Annotated in this window: 16 protein-coding genes; 8 read left to right on the top strand and 8 right to left on the bottom strand. The window is 63.9% G+C overall.

Annotation, left to right across the window (positions count from 1 at the left end; all coding sequences use genetic code 11):
• The first annotated feature begins 135 nt into the window (after window positions 1–135).
• The 3 genes from ACE3SS_RS02100 to ACE3SS_RS02090 are packed head-to-tail and all read left to right on the top strand — an operon-like array spanning window position 136 to window position 3,603.
• Window positions 136–984 carry a class I SAM-dependent methyltransferase gene (locus ACE3SS_RS02100; RefSeq protein ID WP_374590774.1) on the top strand — a complete coding sequence of 283 codons (849 nt, stop codon included), beginning with the start codon at window positions 136–138 and terminating at the stop codon, window positions 982–984.
• A gap of 19 nt (window positions 985–1,003) precedes the next feature.
• Window positions 1,004–2,575, top strand: coding sequence for an AAA family ATPase (locus ACE3SS_RS02095; RefSeq protein ID WP_374590772.1), 1,572 nt, complete (start codon window positions 1,004–1,006; stop codon window positions 2,573–2,575).
• Window positions 2,575–3,603: a hypothetical protein gene (locus ACE3SS_RS02090; RefSeq protein WP_374590770.1), complete on the top strand. Its 1,029-nt coding sequence runs from the start codon at window positions 2,575–2,577 to the stop codon at window positions 3,601–3,603. The genes ACE3SS_RS02095 and ACE3SS_RS02090 overlap by 1 nt, the downstream gene beginning before the upstream one ends.
• A gap of 15 nt (window positions 3,604–3,618) precedes the next feature.
• On the opposite strand, the gene ccoG is transcribed toward ACE3SS_RS02090, so the two are convergent.
• A complete protein-coding gene (gene ccoG / locus ACE3SS_RS02085) occupies window positions 3,619–5,055 on the bottom strand; it encodes a cytochrome c oxidase accessory protein CcoG (RefSeq protein ID WP_374590768.1) in 1,437 nt (478 codons plus the stop codon).
• Between the two features lie 110 nt (window positions 5,056–5,165).
• On the opposite strand from ccoG, the gene ACE3SS_RS02080 reads away from it, so the two are divergent.
• Both ACE3SS_RS02080 and ACE3SS_RS02075 read left to right on the top strand, forming a co-directional pair.
• Window positions 5,166–5,507: a metalloregulator ArsR/SmtB family transcription factor gene (locus ACE3SS_RS02080; RefSeq protein ID WP_374590846.1), complete on the top strand. Its 342-nt coding sequence runs from the start codon at window positions 5,166–5,168 to the stop codon at window positions 5,505–5,507.
• A gap of 42 nt (window positions 5,508–5,549) precedes the next feature.
• Window positions 5,550–5,738, top strand: a complete 189-nt coding sequence (locus ACE3SS_RS02075; protein WP_374590766.1) for a DUF2892 domain-containing protein — start codon at window positions 5,550–5,552, stop codon at window positions 5,736–5,738.
• 111 nt (window positions 5,739–5,849) lie between these two features.
• Here ACE3SS_RS02075 and ACE3SS_RS02070 read toward each other — a convergent pair whose 3' ends face one another.
• Window positions 5,850–6,407, bottom strand: a complete 558-nt coding sequence (locus ACE3SS_RS02070; RefSeq protein WP_374590764.1) for a hypothetical protein — start codon at window positions 6,405–6,407, stop codon at window positions 5,850–5,852.
• A 353-nt stretch (window positions 6,408–6,760) separates the two neighbouring features.
• On the opposite strand from ACE3SS_RS02070, the gene ACE3SS_RS02065 reads away from it, so the two are divergent.
• Window positions 6,761–7,399, top strand: coding sequence for a hypothetical protein (locus tag ACE3SS_RS02065; RefSeq protein WP_374590762.1), 639 nt, complete (start codon window positions 6,761–6,763; stop codon window positions 7,397–7,399).
• 23 nt (window positions 7,400–7,422) lie between these two features.
• On the opposite strand, the gene dnaB is transcribed toward ACE3SS_RS02065, so the two are convergent.
• The 6 genes from dnaB to ppsA all read right to left on the bottom strand — a co-directional run bounded on the left by dnaB (window position 7,423) and on the right by ppsA (window position 13,182).
• On the bottom strand, window positions 7,423–8,847 hold the full coding sequence (dnaB, locus tag ACE3SS_RS02060; RefSeq protein ID WP_374590760.1) for a replicative DNA helicase: 1,425 nt from the start codon (window positions 8,845–8,847) through the stop codon (window positions 7,423–7,425).
• A gap of 178 nt (window positions 8,848–9,025) precedes the next feature.
• Complete coding sequence (gene rplI, locus ACE3SS_RS02055; RefSeq protein WP_374590758.1) at window positions 9,026–9,478, bottom strand: 50S ribosomal protein L9; 453 nt, start codon at window positions 9,476–9,478, stop codon at window positions 9,026–9,028.
• Window positions 9,479–9,492: 14 nt separating this feature from the next.
• Window positions 9,493–9,786: a 30S ribosomal protein S18 gene (rpsR, locus tag ACE3SS_RS02050; RefSeq protein WP_374590756.1), complete on the bottom strand. Its 294-nt coding sequence runs from the start codon at window positions 9,784–9,786 to the stop codon at window positions 9,493–9,495.
• Between the two features lie 43 nt (window positions 9,787–9,829).
• Window positions 9,830–10,144 (bottom strand): primosomal replication protein N, encoded by a 315-nt coding sequence (gene priB / locus ACE3SS_RS02045; RefSeq protein WP_374590754.1) that lies wholly within the window; start codon window positions 10,142–10,144, stop codon window positions 9,830–9,832.
• A gap of 53 nt (window positions 10,145–10,197) precedes the next feature.
• On the bottom strand, window positions 10,198–10,560 hold the full coding sequence (gene rpsF / locus ACE3SS_RS02040) for a 30S ribosomal protein S6 (RefSeq protein WP_374590752.1): 363 nt from the start codon (window positions 10,558–10,560) through the stop codon (window positions 10,198–10,200).
• 213 nt (window positions 10,561–10,773) lie between these two features.
• The gene (ppsA, locus tag ACE3SS_RS02035; RefSeq protein WP_374590750.1) at window positions 10,774–13,182 is read right to left on the bottom strand and encodes a phosphoenolpyruvate synthase; all 2,409 of its coding nucleotides are present in this window, start codon (window positions 13,180–13,182) and stop codon (window positions 10,774–10,776) included.
• 180 nt (window positions 13,183–13,362) lie between these two features.
• Here ppsA and ACE3SS_RS02030 point away from each other — a divergent pair, with 180 nt between their 5' ends.
• Together ACE3SS_RS02030 and ACE3SS_RS02025 are read left to right on the top strand one after the other, a co-directional pair.
• Window positions 13,363–14,184 (top strand): pyruvate, water dikinase regulatory protein, encoded by an 822-nt coding sequence (locus tag ACE3SS_RS02030; RefSeq protein ID WP_374590748.1) that lies wholly within the window; start codon window positions 13,363–13,365, stop codon window positions 14,182–14,184.
• Between the two features lie 133 nt (window positions 14,185–14,317).
• Window positions 14,318–15,553, top strand: coding sequence for an HD-GYP domain-containing protein (locus ACE3SS_RS02025; protein WP_374590746.1), 1,236 nt, complete (start codon window positions 14,318–14,320; stop codon window positions 15,551–15,553).
• The last annotated feature ends 3 nt before the right edge of the window (window positions 15,554–15,556 follow it).

The raw sequence follows: 15,556 nt of genomic DNA, 5'->3' as shown, positions 1-15,556 counted from the left end.
CCCTGAAATACGGGGCTGCATCGCAGCGAATCTGTCAATCTACCGCATGTTCGACCGCGTTGCCTGGCCGCCCTTGCGAGATCGACCGACGATGGCAAGATGTCTTCTCCATCATCAAACCGAAAGGGTGGCTCCATGGCTGTCGGAAACACGGATCAGATTGCCGAGTGGAACGGCGTGCTGGGGCAGCGATGGGCCGAGTTGCAGAGCGAGACCGCAGGCATCGTGGCGCCGTTCGGCGCGGCGGCGCTGCAACTGGCGGCGCCTCGGCCTGGCGAGCGGGTTGTCGATGTGGGGTGCGGTTGCGGCGACACGTCGATCGAGCTGGCTCGCAGCGTGGCACCTGCGGGGCGCGTGCTCGGTGTGGATGTATCTCAGCCGATGTTGCAGGTGGCAAAGGCGCGGGCGGAGCTGGCCGGTCTGGCGCACTTGTCCTTCAGCGAGGCCGACGCATCGGACGCCGAGTTGCCGGCCGACGTGGATCTGCTGTTTTCGCGTTTCGGCGTGATGTTCTTTGCCGAGCCTGCCGTGGCGTTCGGACACCTGCGACGGGCCTTGCGCTCGGGCGGGCGTTGCGTGTTCGTCTGCTGGCGGGCGCCACGCGACAACAACTGGGTGATGACGCCGTTGTCGGCGGCGCGGCAGGCTTTGGGCATCACCCCGGCGCCGACCGACCCTCATGCGCCCGGGCCCTTTTCGTTTGCCGACGAGAACCGGCTGCGGTCGATCTTGTCGGACGCTGGCTTTTCGCAGATCGAAGTGCAGCGGTTCGATGCGCCTGTGTACCTGGGGGCATCGCCTCGGCTGGCGGCCGAGAACGCTGTGCGCGTGGGCCCGACCGGACGCCTGGTGCGCGAGGTGGGGGAGCATTGCCTGCCGGAGGTGCGCGATGCCGTCGAGCGGGCCCTGGCGGCGTGCGCGCCATCGGGTGGCCGCGTCGAGTTGGGTGGCTCGACCTGGTTGGTTTCAGCGCGCAATCCGTAGCGGATCGAGAGGCTGCGCCATGGCAGACGATCAAACGACGGCCCTGACGCGGGCGGCGCGGCTTGTGGCTGCGCTGCAGGCTCGGTGGGGTGCCGCCGTGATCGAGACGCACATCTCATGGGTGTTGCTCGACGGGCAGCGAGCCTGGAAGATCAAGAAACCCGTGCGCTTGCCGTTTCTCGATGCCACCGATCTGGCCGTGCGCCGGCATTGGTGCGAGGAGGAGCTGCGTTTGAACAGTCGCCTGGCCCCCGGCTTGTATCTCGACGTGGTGCCGATCGGCGGCACGCCCGCCGAGCCTTGCGTGGGTGGCAGCGGGCCGGTCATCGAATATGCCCTGCGGATGCGACAGTTCGCGCCCGGGGCTTTGCTGGTGGAGCGGCTGCGTGCCGGGCAATTGCAGCCCATCGAACTCGATCAGCTGGCGTGTCGCCTGGCAGCATTTCATCGGCACGCCGCCGTGGCGGCCGCCGAAACGCCTTACGGTGAACCCGTCGTTATCGAGCGGGCCGCCATGCAAGCGCTCGAAAACCTTGCGCGCCTGACCAGCGATCCGGCTTGTGATCGCCTGCGCGTCTGGCTGCACGAGCAAGCCGCTGCCCTGCGTCCGCTCTGGGCGCAACGCAAGGCGCAGGGCAAGGTGGTGGAAGGGCACGGCGATCTGCACCTCGCCAACACGGTGTGGCTGGACGGCGAAATCACCGCCTTCGACTGCATCGAGTTCGACCCCGCCTTGCGCTGGATCGACGTGCAAAACGACATCGCCTTCACGATGATGGACCTGTTGGCGCATCGCAGAGAAGGTTGGGCTTGGCGATTCCTGTCGGCCTATCTCGACGACAGCGGCGACCACGCGGGTGTGCCGACCCTGCGCTTCTACCTCGTCTACCGTGCCCTGGTGCGCGCGCTGGTGGGGCGCATGCAAGAGCAGGGCGGCGGCGCGGCAGCCGCCGGCCCCGACTACTGGGGGCTGGCCCGGCGCCTGATCGAGCCGCCCGACCCGCGCCTGCTCATCACCCACGGCGTATCGGGTTCAGGCAAGAGCCGCTGGGCGGCGGGCCTGATCGAGCAGGCTCAGGCGGTGCGCCTGCGGTCTGACGTTGAGCGCAAGCGACTCGCCGGCTTGCCCGCCGACGCCGACTCGTTCGCGCTGGTGCCGGGCGGCATCTACCAGCCGGACATGACCCGGCGTACCTACGCGCATCTGCGCCAGCAAGCCGAGCTGGCCTTGCGCAGCGGTTGGCGCGTGATCGTGGATGCAGCCTTCTTGCGGCGGCACGAGCGCGACGAATTTCGTGCCCTGGCGCGCGAGCTCGGTGTACCGTTCGCGGTGCTGCATTGCCATGCGCCGCCCGCTGTGTTGACCGAGCGGGTGCAAGCGCGCCGTGCTCGGGGCGATGACCCGTCCGAAGCCGATGTGGCGGTGTTGCGGCGTCAACTGGCCGAGGGCGAATCGCTGCAAGCCGACGAGTGGCCCGACGTGCTCGACGCGAACACCAGCGAACCGAACGAGGCTGGCCGCCTTGAGCAGCTGGCCGCGAAATGGCTGGCCGCTCCGAGGCCGGATGCCCATTCGGACAGGAGCAAGTGATGGCGACATTCGACGTGTGCAACGGCGATGCCGACGGCTTGTGCGCGGCGATGCAATGGCGCCTGCATCGACACCGAAGCGACCAGGGCGGCGGCCCGCCGGTCACCCTGGTGACCGGTCTCAAGCGCGACATCGAGCTGCTGAAGCATGTGCCGGCGCAGCGTGGCGACGAGGTCAACGTGTTCGACATCTCGATGCTGCGCAACCACGCCGAGTTGCAACGCCTGCTCGCCGCTGGTGTGCGGGTGCGCTACTTCGATCACCATCAGGCGCCCGACAAGGTCAGCCACCCCTTGCTCGAAGCCCACGTCGATCGGGCCAGCGACGTCTGCACCAGCTTGCTGGTCGATCGCCATCTCGGAGGCGCCTTTCGGGCCTGGGCCCTGGTCGGCGCCTACGGTGACAACCTGACCCGCGTGGCCGACCAACTGGCGGCGGTGTCCGGCTTCAGCGCGGACGATTGTCAGCAATTGCGGCGCCTTGGCGAGGTGATCAATTACAACGCCTACGGCGACAGCGATGCCGATGTGTGCATCGCTCCGGCTTGGCTGTTCAAACTGATGCTGCCGCACCGCGACCCGCGCGACTTGCTGGCCAGCGAAGGCATCGTCGACGAGATCGATGAACTGCGCCAGGCCGACCTGCGGCAGGCCATGGGTTGGACGCCGGCTTGGCAAGGCCCGCAAGGGCGGGTGCTGGTGCTGCCGGATGCACCATGGGCACGCCGAGTGCTGGGGTGTCTGGCCAACGAATTGGCCAATGCCCAGCCCGGCCAGGCCCACGCGGTCTTGAAGGCGCAGGCCGCTGGCGAGCCTGCCGTGGCAGGGGGCGTGCACGCGAGCGCCGGCGCGAGCTACGCGGTCAGCGTGCGCGCCCCGCTCAGTGCTCCGATGGGGTCGGACAAACTGTGTAGCGCATTTGGCGGCGGTGGCCGGGCGCGTGCCGCCGGTATCGACGAGTTGCCCGTCGCCGATCTGAACCGCTTCATCGCGGCATTTGCCGCCATGCGTTGGGGCGAGCCGGGTTGACTCGCCCGTCGCCGCTCAGCGCGGCAGCATGAAGGTGGTCTTCTCGCGCAGCGTGTAGGCCTGCTCGGCCCCGGCCGCTTGCTGCTCGATCACGAAATGCACCTCGTGCGCGCCAGGCTTTTCAGTGCCGGCGGTCTCGGGCGGCACCCGCAGCGCCACCGACACCCAATGCGATTCGACCGGCGCAATGTCCACCGCCACCGGCGTGCTCAGCTTCAAGCCGCTCAGACCCTCGGCCGACACGGTGTAGTGCTGCGCCTTCTCGGACGCGTTCATGATCTGCAGGCGATAGATGTTCTCGATGTAGCCATCGTCGACCTGACGGGCGAGCGTCCCCCGATCGCGAATCACATCAACGCGGAACGGCGGGCGGGTAAAGATGCTGTAGCCCGCCACGACGCAAATGGCCAGCAGGATCGAGCCGTACACCAGCACGCGTGGGCGGAACACGCGGCGCAAGAGCTGACCGCGCGTGAGGTGTCGCTCCAGCCCGTTTTCGGTGTCGTAGCGGATGAGCCCCTTTGGGTAGTTCATCTTGCTCATCACGTCATCGCACACGTCCACGCAGGCCGCGCAGCCGATGCATTCGTATTGCAGCCCCTTGCGGATGTCGATGCCGGTTGGGCAGACCTGCACGCACAGGTTGCAGTCGATGCACGAGCCCAGCCCCATCTGCTTCGGATCAGCCTTCTTCGAGCGGGACCCTCGCGGCTCGCCCCGCTCGGTGTCATAGCTGACGATGAGCGTGTCGCGGTCGAACATGGCGCTCTGGAAGCGGGCGTAAGGGCACATGTACTTGCAGACCTGCTCGCGCATGTAGCCGGCGTTCAGGTAGGTGAACGCGCCGTAGAACAGCACCCAGAAGATTTCCCATGTGCCCAGATCCAGCGCCTGCACCTCGTTTGCCAGCGTGCGGATGGGCGTGAAGTAGCCGACGAACGTGAAACCCGTCCACAAGGCAATCAGGGCCCAGGTGGCGTGCTTGCCGCCCGTGCGCCCGATACGCGCAAGGCTCCAGGGGCTGGCGTCGAGCTTCATGCGGGCGGCACGGTCCCCTTGGAATTTGCGTTCCACCCACATGAAGATTTCGGAATAGACGGTTTGCGGGCAGGCGTAGCCGCACCACAGCCGTCCGGCCACAGCCGTGAATAAGAACAGCGCATACGCCGAAATCACCAGCAGGGCGGTCAGGTAGATGAAGTCCTGCGGGTAGAACACCACGCCAAAAATATAAAAGCGGCGAGCCCCCAGGTCGAACAAGACGGCTTGCCGACCGTTCCATGCGAGCCATGGCAGCCCGTAGAAAACGAGTTGCGTCAACCACACGATCGCCCAGCGCCACGATACGAAGCGACCCTTCACGGCGCGCGGGTAGATCTTCTGCTGCGACTGGTACAGCGACACGAACTGCGCGGTGTCCTCGTTCGACGATGGGCGGGCTGGGGTGGTCATTTGCTTGCTCGGGTTGACTTTCCGACGAGGTGCAAGGGTGATCGGATTGACAAACAATATATATAAAAATATATTGTGTTTCAATGAAGTCTGAGCGTTTCACTCCTGCATTGAATGCCCTGCCGGCGCCTGATCTGGCGGCATTGCAATCGTCTGCTGAAAAGGCCTGCGCCTTGCTGAAGGTGTTGGCGCACCCTGATCGGCTGGTGTTGTTGTGTCGTCTGGCGCAAGGCGAGTTCTGCGTGGGTGATTTGCAGGCTGATCTGGGTATTCAACAGCCCACCCTGTCGCAACAACTTGGGGTGTTGCGACAGGCGGGCTTGGTGGATACCCGTCGCGAAGGCAAAAACATTTACTACCGCTTGACCAGTGAAGATGCGGCAGCGGTGATGCGGGTGCTGCACAGCCGCATGTGCGGCGTGGCCATGGGCGGAAAGCAGGCGGCTCGCTGAAACGGCGGCCGCCAACCAGTTGTTGATCAGCAGGAGAACGGCATGAAAGTGAACGTTGGCGGCTTGGATCGTATCGCCCGTATCGGCGTGGGGGCCGCGCTGGTGGCCTTGGCGGCAACCGGAGTGGTGGGGCTGTGGGGATGGCTGGGGCTCGTCCCCTTGGCCACCGGGCTCGCGGGATGGTGCCCGGCTTATCTGCCGTTTGGCTTGTCGACCTGCAAGACCAAGTAGTGGCAAAACGCCAGAAACAAGACTGCCCGGCATCGACAGATCGATGGCCGGGCAGCAGGTCGTGCGGTTCAGGCAGGCATCACGCCTGCTTCAAGCTGCGCGTCAACTGATTCAGTTGGCGCCCGACGCAGCAGGTGCGGCATCAGCCTTGGTCTTGGCGCGGGTCACGGTCGACAAATTGGTGGCCATGCGCTTGGTGCTGGTCACGCCGACCTTGTCGCCAGCCTTGAAAGCCTTGAAGCCGGCGTCATCGGCCACCTTCACGCGCATCGTGCCGGTAGGGCCGGACAGCACCACGATGTGATCGATCGGATTCGCGATCACCACGGTGTTGACGGCGCCCGACGCGGCGCCAGGGGTCAGGGTCAGGCTATCGGTATAGCGCACCAGCGTCAGGGAACCGACCTTGAACTTGTCCAGGTTCTTCACGCTGTCGCCCACTTCGATCACCGTTTGCTGCCCTTTCGGGAAGTCGATCGTGATCTGGCGAGCAGCCGTGTCCACCGCGACCAGACGCGACGTGACCTTGGCTTGATGGACACCACTGATTTCGGCGCTGGCGGCAGCCGACGCGGCGGGGGCTGCGGGCTCGGCGGCTTGAACGGAGACGGTGCAAACAGACAGAGCAGACGCGACGAGGGCCAGAGCGGTGAGTTTGAGTTGGCGCAAGATGAACTCCTGTTGGCGGTTGCAAAACGAATGGGGCAGGCGAACTCCTGCCTGGTTTTCTAATTTAGCAGGCTCGTCGCATCATGGCTTGACATATCGTGGCTTGAGGGGGGCCGAGTGGTCGTGCTTGTTGCGTTCTAGGCAAATGGAGCCGAAGCGTCGCATGACGCGTGTTGGCCCTTGGCGACGTGTTCGATCTGAAGTGTCGATTTCGTCACATCCGAGTCTCGCCGCGCATCGGGAGACGACTCAAGAGCTCAAGCACTTTGATCGAAAAACGCGGAGTCGGCCAGGCGTCAGCGTGGCTATCGGTATCGGCGCGCAGCCGCCTCGTCCGCGAAGGGATCCGCATCATGCTCAAGCCCGCCTTGTTTGCCCTGGGGTCGCTGGGCGCGCTTTCGGCTATTCCAGCCGTTGCCGCATCCAGCGAGTCGGACGCCGCCACCGCGCCTTTGCAATATCGCGTGACGGTGCTCCATCGTGGCGTGGCGATGCTCGAAGGCGAGGGGCGCGTTGGTGCAGGCAACCCTCTCGAGTTGCGGCAATTCGTGCTGTCGCGAGACAACGCCGGAAGAGGTCAATCGTTTGTCGACAGCGGCGTCAGCGTTGTTCTAATCCAGGTGCATCGCGACGCGGGCGTCGTCGAGTCGAGCGTGAATCTCGACGTGGCCGGGCAGCACTTCGATGCGCCGGTCAGTCTCAAATCGGGTGACGAAATCACGGCCAGGCTCGGCAGTTACCTCGTCAAGATCGAAGCCTCCGAGGTTCAACCCAAGGAGGCTCCGCTGCTACCGGAAGACTTCGCGTATCTGGCGCCCTCGCTCAGCGTCGAAAGCTTGTCGCTGCCCAACGTGGCGTTTGATCGCGGGGCTTATCAGGTTGCCAACGCCGTGCTGGAGCGTGCACCGGGTGCCCAAGCCAGCGCGATGCTGGTGGCGCCCAAGAATGTGGCTCGCGTGGCTGATGCCGCGCAGTTGCTTGCTCAGCGGTGAAGCTTGATTGACCGGACGCCCGGTCAATATTCGCCGCCGTAGCTGCCCGGCGCGAGGTTCTCGAACTTCGTGTTGGGCTTCAAGAAGGCCAGCTTCACCGTGCCCACCGGGCCGTTACGCTGCTTGCCGATGATGATCTCGGCGATGCCTTCTTCCTTGCTCTCTTTGTTGTAGTACTCGTCGCGGTAGATGAACATGATGACGTCGGCATCCTGTTCGATGGCGCCCGATTCGCGCAAATCGCTCATCATCGGGCGCTTGTCCGGCCGGGTCTCGACGCTTCGGTTCAACTGCGAGAGCGCGATCACCGGGCATTGCAGCTCCTTGGCCAGTGCCTTGAGACCGCGCGAGATTTCGCCGATCACCGTGGCGCGGTTTTCTTCGTTGCTGCTGGAGCCGCTCATCAGCTGCAGGTAGTCGACGATGATCAGGCCCAGCGTGCCGCCGAAACGACGCGCCAAGCGGCGCGAGCGAGCGCGCAACTCGTTGGGTGAGAGTGCGGGCGTTTCGTCGATGAAAATGTTGGCCGACTTGAGTCGTTCCACCGCGTCGCTCAGTCGCCCCCATTCTTCGTCTTGCAGCGCGCCGGTGCGCAGTCGCTGCTGATTGATGCGGCCCAGCGAGCCGACCATCCGCAGGGCCAGTTGCGAGGCGCCCATTTCCATCGAGAACACCGCCACGGGCAGGCCTTCGTTCACTGCGACGTTCTCGCCGATGTTCAGCGCGAACGCAGTCTTGCCCATCGACGGCCGAGCGGCCAGGATGATCAGGTCGCCCTTTTGCAGCCCCGCCGTCATGCGGTCCATGTCGAAGAAACCGGTGCGCACGCCGGTGACTTCCTCGGCGCCGTTGTCGGCGAGTTCCTGCACGCGGTCGAGCAATTGCACGACCAGCGAGTCCATGCCGAAAAAGCCCTGCTTGTTGCGGCTGCCTTCCTCGCCGATCTTGAAGATGCTGGCCTCGGCCTCGTCAAGAATCTGCGACACCGTGCGGCCTTCAGGGTTGAAGGCGTTGGTTGCGATCTCGTCGCTGGCCGACACCAGCTTGCGCAGCACGGCGCGCTCGCGCACGATTTCGGCGTAGCGGCGGATATTGGCCGCGCTCGGCACGCTCTGCGCCAAGGCGTTCAGATAAGCCAGGCCACCGGCATCTTCGGCTTTTCCGAGGTTCTGCAAATGCTCGAACACCGTGATCACGTCGGCCGGCTTGCTGGCGTTGATCAGCCCCGCGATCGACGTGAAGATCAGTCGGTGCTCGTGACGATAAAAGTCGCTCTCGATCAGAAGATCGCTGGCGCGATCCCAGGCGCTGTTGTCAAGCAGCAAACCGCCCAAAACGCTGCATTCACCCTCGATCGAGTGCGGTGGTACCCGCAGGCGAGCGATGTCGTCGGCGCCAAAGCCGATATTGCCAGGCGATGAAAGGGGAGTGGGGAACAGGGCAGCCATCAAGCGATGATAGGTGTGGATGCCGCACGAGGCTGTGGGCAACCTTGTGGACAGACCGTGGAGATGCTGGGTAAATGTGGGGACAACTTGTGCAGCAGCAAGTCTCCGTCCAGAAACGACAAAGCCGGCCTGAGCCGGCTTTGTTGAGTCGCTTGCGACCCGTTGATCCGCAGGCAGATCAGTCGGTCTCGCCGACCACGTTGATCGTCACGTCGACGACCACGTCGGTGTGCAAAGCCAGCGAAACGCTGTGATCGCCCGTGATCTTCAAAGGACCGACCGGCAGACGCACCTGGTGCTTGGCCACCTCGAAGCCTGCAGCCTTGAGGGCTTCAGAAATGTCGAAGTTGGTGACCGAACCGAACAGGCGGCCGTCCACGCCAGCCTTTTGCGTGACCGAAACAGTCTTGCCGCTGAGCTTTTCGCCCAGAGCTTGAGCGGCGGCCAGCTTTTCGGCCTGGGCCTTTTCGAGCTCGGCGCGGCGTGCCTCGAATTCCTTGATGGCAGCCTCGGTGGCGCGACGGGCCTGGCGCGTGGGGATCAGGAAGTTACGTGCGTAGCCGTCTTTGACCTTGACCACGTCGCCCAGATTGCCGAGGTTGGCAACTTTTTCGAGCAGGATGATTTGCATGTTGGTGTCTCCGCTTAGGCCTTGTGCTGGTCGCTGTATGGCAGCATGGCCAGGAAGCGTGCACGCTTGATGGCGACCGACAGTTGACGTTGATAGATCGCGCGGGTGCCGGTGAGGCGAGCCGGGATGATCTTGCCGTTTTCAGCGATGAAATCGCGCAGCGTGTCGATGTCCTTGTAGTCGATTTCTTCAACGCCAGCGACGGTGAAGCGGCAGAAGCGCTTGCGGCGGAACAGCAGCGATTGCGTGTTGCGCTTGGTCTTGCGATCTTTCGAAAACTTGCCGTTTTTGGAACGGGGAGCAGGCATGTTGACCTCTCAATGAATCGTTGGTTGGGCTCGTTGGCTGGGCTCAGGACGTTGCCGTGGGGGCCGCAGGCGCGGAGCGTTCAAACTCGGTGATGTGAAACAAGGTGCCTTTGCCATTGCGCTGGGCGCTGAGAAAGCCTGCGAAACCCGCCGAGTCTCCGACTGCCAATTTGGCCAACTGATCGGCGATGAGGCCGATGCCGATGGCACGCAGTTCGAGGGACACTTTGCGAACCTGACTGTTTTCAGTGATCTCGGACTGATGTTGCAGCGTGAGATCGACGGCTGGCAGACCCGCAGGGGTGTATCGCGTTGCTTTGCGCTCGACGATCTGCGCGGACAGAACCAGTCGGTTCATCGGCGCGCTCGGTCGTTGAGGTGCTCAGCAGCAAATGGCGCGAGCCACTCGCCTTAGGCAGTAGCTTCTTGCTGGGCCTTGCGGGCTTCTTCGCGCTCAACGGCCTTCAGGATGATCGACGGGCCGGTTTCAGCCTTCGACTTCTGGACGGTCAGGTGACGCAGCACGGCATCGTTGAAGCGGAAGCCGGTTTCCAGCTCGGCGAGCGTCTCTTTCGAGCACTCGATGTTCAGCAGCAGGTAGTGAGCCTTGGCGAGCTTGTTGATCAGGTAAGCCAGTTGACGGCGGCCCCAATCTTCAATACGGTGAACCTTGCCACCACCGGTGGTGATCAGGCTCTTGTAACGCTCCAGCATGGCCGGAACCTGCTCGCTTTGATCCGGGTGGATCAGCAGCACGATTTCATAGTGACGCATAGAAGACTCCTTGTGGATTCCATGATGTGGAAGCTGCTGTGAAGCGTCGGACTCAACAGCAGCAAGGCGTTGAATTCGCGGCTTCCGAAAGAAAACCGCTTACCCAACAAACGAAAAGCCCGCGATTATAGCGCGGACTTTGACTTTTTGCCTGACCCCGAATGCGCCCAGCTGCTGGCTAGTCGCGTGCCAACAGCTGGACGGGAGGTCAGGTCATTGGTTGGCCAGTCGTTGCCAGGTATCGACCACCGTGTCGGGGTTCAGCGAAATGGACACGATGCCCTCGGCGGTGAGCCACTCGGCGAAGTCGGGGTGGTCGCTGGGGCCCTGGCCGCAGATGCCGATGTACTTGCCCGTGGCGCGGCAGGCCGCGATGGCGCGCGAGATCAGCGCCTTGACAGCCGGGTCGCGCTCGTCGAAGTCCCGGGCCAGCAATTCGAGGCCGGAGTCGCGGTCCAGACCCAGGGTGAGCTGGGTGAGGTCGTTCGAGCCGATCGACATGCCGTCGAAGTGCTCCAGGAACTGCTCGGCCAGGATGGCGTTGCTCGGAACCTCGCACATCATGATGACGCGCAGACCGTTTTCGCCACGCTTCAGGCCGTGCGACGCCAGCATCTTGGTCACGCGCTCGGCTTGGCTCAGCGTCCGCACGAACGGCACCATGATCTCGACGTTGGTCAGGCCCATGTCGTGGCGCACGCGCTTGAGCGCCTGGCATTCCATCTCGAAGGCTTCGCCGAATTCGTGGCTGATGTAGCGCGACGCACCGCGGAATCCCAGCATCGGGTTTTCTTCCTCGGGCTCGTAGCGCGAGCCGCCGATCAGCTTGCGGTATTCGTTCGACTTGAAGTCGGACAGGCGCACGATCACCGGCTTGGGCCAGAACGCGGCGCCAATGGTGGCGATGCCTTCGGTCAGCTTGTCGACGTAGAAGGCGCGTGGCGAAGCGTGGCCGCGGGCGATGGATTCGACGGCTTTTTTCAGGTCGGCATCGACGTTGGGGTAGTCGAGGATGGCCTTGGGGTGGACGCCGATGTTGTTGTTGATGATGAATTCGAGCCGCGCCAAGCCCACGCCGCCGTTCGGGATCTGCGCGAAGTCGAAGGCCAGTTGCGGGTTGCCGACGTTCATCATGATCTTGACGCCGATGTGCGGCATCTCGCCGCGCTTGACCTCGGTGATCTCGGTTTCGAGCAGACCGTCGTAGATGTGGCCGGTGTCGCCTTCGGAGCAGGCCACGGTGACCAGCGCGCCGTCCTTCAGCACGCTGGTGGCGTTGCCGCAGCCGACGACCGCCGGAATACCCAACTCGCGCGCGATGATGGCCGCGTGGCAGGTGCGGCCGCCACGGTTGGTGACGATGGCGCTGGCGCGCTTCATCACGGGCTCCCAGTTCGGGTCGGTCATATCGGTGACCAGCACGTCGCCGGGCTGCACGGTGTCCATCTCGGCCAGCGAATGCACGATACGCACGGGGCCGGTGCCGATCTTCTGGCCAATGGCGCGGCCTTCGGCCAGCACGGTGCTTGCCTTTCCGGGATCGCCCTTGAGCTTGTAGCGCAGCTCGGATTTGCCTTGCGCCTGGCTCTTCACCGTCTCGGGTCGGGCCTGCAGGATGTAGAGGTGGCCGTCGATGCCGTCCTTGCCCCACTCGATGTCCATCGGGCGGCCGTAGTGTTTTTCGATGATGACAGCGTAGTGGGCCAGCTCGGTGACTTCGCCATCGGTGAGCGAGTAACGGTTGCGCTGCTCGGGGGCGGTGTTGACCGTCTTGACCAGTTTGCCGCTGGCGGCTTTTTCGTCCGGCGTGGCGAACTCCATCTTGATCAGCTTGGAGCCCAGCGCGCGGCGGATCACCGGGAACTTGCCCGCCGCCAGGGCCGGCTTGTGCACGTAGAACTCGTCGGGGTTGACGGCGCCTTGCACCACGGTTTCGCCCAGGCCGTAGCTGGACGTGATGAAGACCACGTCCTGGAAGCCCGATTCGGTATCGATGGTGAACATCACGCCGGCCGAGCCGAGGTCGGAGCGCACCATGCGCTGGATGCCCGCCGACAGCGCCACGCCCATGTGGGCGAAGCCCTTGTGGACGCGGTAGGAGATGGCGCGGTCGTTGTAGAGCGAGGCGAACACCTCGCGGATCTTGTGCAGCACGTCGTCGATGCCGACCACGTTCAGGAAGGTCTCTTGCTGGCCGGCGAACGAGGCGTCGGGCAGGTCTTCGGCGGTGGCCGACGAGCGCACGGCGAACGAGGCTTGCGGGTTGCCGGCGATGAGCTTGGCGAAGGCTTCGCGGATGGCGGCTTCCAAGTCGGCGGGGAAGGGCGCGTGCTCGACCCACGAGCGGATCTCGGCGCCAGCCTCGGCCAGGGCACGCACGTCGTCGGTATTGAGCGCGGCCAGGCGCGCGTTGATCTTGTCGGTCAGGCCGCCGTGCGCCAGAAACTGGCGAAATGCGTGGGCCGTGGTGGCAAAGCCGCCGGGCACGCGCACCCCCGAGGCGGCCAGTTGCGAAATCATTTCGCCAAGGCTGGCGTTCTTGCCGCCAACCGACTCGACGTCGGTCATGCGCAAATGTTCGAAGGGCACGACGAGTGCCTCTGGGTCGAAACGGTCAGACATGAAAGCTCCTGATGTAAAAAAACGGGCCGGTGCCTGGAGCGGGCGCTTTGGTTGTGCTTGTTGCGCAGCGCTCGGTCAACCGTTGATCGTGGTCATTCTAGGGAGTCTTGCCGCATCGGTGCGGGGCTGAATTGCCTATCATGTCCGGCTCGAACGACAACCCAGCAGCAGCGCGCCCACATGACCGATCGCACCGTGTTTTTTGTCTCGGACGGCACCGGCATCACCGCCGAAACCTTCGGAAATTCCATCCTGGCGCAGTTCTCGATCAAGCCGCGCCACGTGCGGAGGCCCTTTGTCGACACCGCTGACAAGGCCCATCAGGTCGTGCGCGAGATCAACGCTGCCGCCGAGCGCGAGGGCGTGCGCCCCATCGTCTTCACCACGCTGGTCGATGCCGAAGCGCTGGGCATCGTCGTCGATGGTTCGCGCGGCATGGTCTTCGATATGTTCAAGACCTTCGTCGAGCCGCTCGAAATCGAGTTCGGCATCAAGTCGAACCACCGCGTCGGGCGGTTCAGCGATCCGGCCAAGGACAACGAATACAACCAGCGCATCGAAGCCATCAACTTCGCGCTCGAGCACGACGACGGGCAGTCCAGCCGCAGCTTGGCCGAGGCTGACGTGGTGCTGATCGGCGTGAGCCGCAGCGGCAAGACGCCGACCTCGCTGTATCTGGCCATGCAGCACGGCGTGAAGGCGGCCAACGTGCCGCTGATACCGGAAGACTTTGATCGCGGTGTGCTGCCGTCGATGCTCAAGCCCTACAAGAAGAAGTGTTTTGGCCTGACCATCGCTCCTGACCGCCTGGCCGAGATTCGGCACGAGCGGCGGCCGAGCAGCAAATACGCCAGCCTCGAAAACTGTCGGGCAGAAGTGGCTGCGGCCGAATCGATGATGCGGCGCGAGGGTATCTCGTGGTTGTCGTCCACGCACAAGTCGATCGAAGAGATCGCCACCACGATCCTGCGTGACATCCGGCCGGATCGGCTGATGTATTGAGCAGTCTTGCCAACCGACGGGCGCGATCTTCCGGCGCATTGCCGCGAGTCGGTCGCGGATGAGGTGTTCCTCTATCCACCGCTCGGGTTTTGCTGGGTCAAGATGGAGCGCCACACTTCTGGAGCTACCGGCCATGCAAAAGAAAGTCGCCACGTCTGATTTGCGGGTGGGCATGTTCGTGCACGACCTCGGCTTGTCGTGGTGGCAGCATGATTTCGTGCTGCCACGGTTTCCGATCGACACCCAGGAGACGCTCGACCGGATCCTGCGCACCAAGGCCAGGTTCATCATGATCGACACGTCCAAGGGGGCGGATGTGGATGGTGCGGTTTCGGTGCAGCGCACCCAGCTTGCGGCATCCATCGACGATTGCCGAGGGCCGACGGGTTTTGGTGATCTCGATACGACCCTTCAACTGGCTCGGACGCAGGTGTCTATGGATGAAGAGCTGCGCGTGGCGCGCAAGCTCGTGCGCGAGGCCCGCACTGCTGTGCAGTCGGCCATGAAGGAAGCGCGCACAGGCAAGATCTCAGGCCTGCCCCAGATTCACGGTCTGGCGGAAAACATGGTCGAGTCGGCCAGCCGCAATGCGGGGGCGCTGCTGTCGCTGGTTGGGCTGAAAGAAAAAGACGACTACACCTTCATGCACTGCGTGGCGGTGGGCACGTTCATGATCGCGCTGGGCAAGCAACTGGGCATGTCGGACGACGAACTGGTCGATGCAGGCACCGCCGGGCTGTTGCACGACGTGGGCAAGTGCCTGGTGCCACTCGATGTGCTCAACAAGCCGGGGCGATTGACGGCGGTCGAATTCGATTTGATCCGCGAACACCCCTCGCGTGGCTACCGCATGCTGCGCGACGCCGGCTACCAGGACAGCGTGGCTCTGGAGGTGGTCTTGCACCATCACGAGCGACTCGACGGCAAGGGCTACCCCGACCAGCTCAAGGGTGACGAGGTGACGCGGCTGGCGCGCATGGGCGCGGTGGTCGATGTGTACGACGCCATGGGCTCGGACCGCTGCTATCGCAAGGCCGACCCGCCGACTTCGGTGCTCAAGCTGCTGTTGAGCGAGTGCGGGTCGCACTTCGACCCGGTGATCGTGCACTCGTTCATCAAGGCCGTGGGCATCTACCCCAACGGCTCGCTGGTGCGCCTGCATTCGGGCCGTCTGGCGGTGGTGATGGAGCAGCACCCCGAGCAGGCCCTGATGCCCAAGGTGCGGGTGTTCTACTCGACCAAGAGCAAGATGCCGGTGCCCACGCTCGACCTGGATCTGTCGGTCGAGCGGGGCGACCCCATCGTGGGTTATGAAGACCCTTACGAGTGGGGCTTCGATCTCACCAAGGTGAGCGGCATCACCTTCTGATCA

This window comes from Aquabacterium sp., from assembly GCF_041915145.1.
Lineage (GTDB): Bacteria > Pseudomonadota > Gammaproteobacteria > Burkholderiales > Burkholderiaceae_C > Aquabacterium.
Note: the sequence above shows the minus strand (reverse complement) of the source record. Positions and strands in the feature narration are given on the sequence as shown.